Origin of the sequence: Streptomyces sp. A0958, assembly GCF_004795035.1 — a bacterium.
Lineage (GTDB): Bacteria > Actinomycetota > Actinomycetes > Streptomycetales > Streptomycetaceae > Streptomyces.
Genome location: NZ_SSBK01000086.1, coordinates 1 through 1,795 on the forward strand (window position 1 = coordinate 1; position 1,795 = coordinate 1,795).

The window sequence follows — 1,795 nt, forward strand, 5'->3', positions numbered from 1 at the left end:
TCGGACGCTGTTGGTTAATTCGGGCCTGTGCGTGACGTCGGCTCCCAAGATCTGGTTGTGGTCTTGGGAGCCGGCGTTGTCGTATGGGGTGGGTGTCGATGTCTTTGCAGCCGAAGGGGCCGGGGGAGATTCCGGCGGAGACGGTTCGGGTGGCGCGGGCGGCGTTCCCGAAGGGGAGCCTGGCGATCCGGGTGCGGGACGAGTTGGGGCCGTTGTTCACCGATGAGGAGTTTGCGGATCTCTTCCCGGCTCGGGGGAAGCCTGCCTGGTCACCGGGGCGCCTCGCGTTGGTGCTGGTGTTGCAGTTCGTGGAAGGGCTCACCGACCGGCAGGCCGCAGAGGCGGTGCGGGCGAGGATCGACTTCAAGTACGCCCTCGCGTTGGAACTGGCTGATTCGGGCTTCGACTTCTCGGTGCTGTCGGAGTTCCGGGACCGCCTCATCGATGCGGAGGCGGGCAGACGAGTACTGGACGGAATCCTGGCTGGGGCCCGGGACAAGGGACTGCTCAAGACCGCCGGCCGGGCTCGTACTGACTCCACGCATGTGCAGTCCGCGGCCCGGGAGCTGTGCTGGCTGGAGATGGTCGCGGAGACGCTGCGTTCGGCGTTGAACGCGCTCGCGCAGGCTGCCCCCGACTGGCTGGCGGATATCGCCGAGCCGGACTGGTTCCGGCATTACGCCACCCGGGCCGAGGACTCCCGGTTCCCCAAGGCCCACGCCAAGCGGGTGGAGGTCGGCCGGCGGATCGCAACGGACGGGACGCGGCTGCTTGAGGCCGTCTTCTCGCCCCAGGCGCCGGCCGGACTGCGGGAGCTGGAGCAGGTGAACATCCTGCGGCAGATGTGGGTCCAGCACTTCCACCGAGTCGGGGGCGAGGTGAGGCGGCGGGACCCAAAAGATCGCCCGCCGGGCGCAACGCGCCTGGTCACGCCCTATGACCCCGAAGCCAGGGGCAGCAAGAAACGCGACATTCTCTGGGACGGATACAAGACCCACCTCACCGAGACCTGCGAGCCGGACACCCCGAACCTGATCACGAACGTGGCCACGACCGACGCCACCGTCCCGGACAGCGTGATGACCGGCCCGATCCATGACTCCCTCGCCGCGCGGGACTGCCGGCCCGGCGAACACTGGGTCGATGCCGGATATCCCAACGCCGCCGCGCTGACGACCGCCCGGCGTGAGCATGGCATCGAGCTGCACGGGCCGTTGCAAGCGGTCACCGTCGTCCAGTCGAAGAACGGCAGCGGCTACGGACAGGACGCCTTCAGTATCGACTGGAACCAGCAGCAGGTGACCTGCCCGAACGGAGCCACCAGCACCCAGTGGGCTCTGCGCAGCTCTCAGCATCAGCTTCCCGTGATCCGGGTCAGATTCTCCCCGGCCGACTGCCGCCACTGCCCCGCACTGCGCGACTGCGTCAGCTCGCCCAAGGCCGAACGCAGGGAACTCACCCTGCGGCAGCACGACGAGCACCAGGCCCTTCAACGCACCCGCGCTCTCCAGCAGACCGACGAGTGGAAAGACCGCTACAAGGTCCGCGCCGGAATCGAAGGCACCATCTCCCAAGGCGTCGGGCGCTGCGGCCTGCGCAGATCCCGCTACCGAGGCCTGGCGAAGACCAGTCTCCAGCACCAGCTCACCGGCGCCGCCATCAACCTCGCCCGCATCGACGCCCACCTCACCGACACGCCCCGGGCCCGCACCCGAACCAGCCACTTCGCAGCACTTCGCCCCGCCGACCAAGTCGGCGGGGCGAAGCAACAGGGCCCGAATTAACCAACAGCGTC

The 1,795-nt window shown here is 68.4% G+C and carries 1 protein-coding gene; it reads left to right on the top strand.

All coding sequences use genetic code 11. From position 1 onward, the window contains the following. Positions 1-98: 98 nt before the first annotated feature. Entirely contained in the window at positions 99-1,784 is a 1,686-nt protein-coding gene (locus tag E6P78_RS32405; protein ID WP_136207190.1) for an IS1182 family transposase, read from the top strand. Positions 1,785-1,795 lie beyond the last annotated feature (11 nt).

Bases quoted from the DNA above. Each gene is read 5' to 3' on its own strand.
- E6P78_RS32405 (WP_136207190.1), top strand. From the start codon at position 99: ATGTCTTTGCAGCCGAAGGGGCCGGGGGAGATTCCGGCGGAGACGGTT.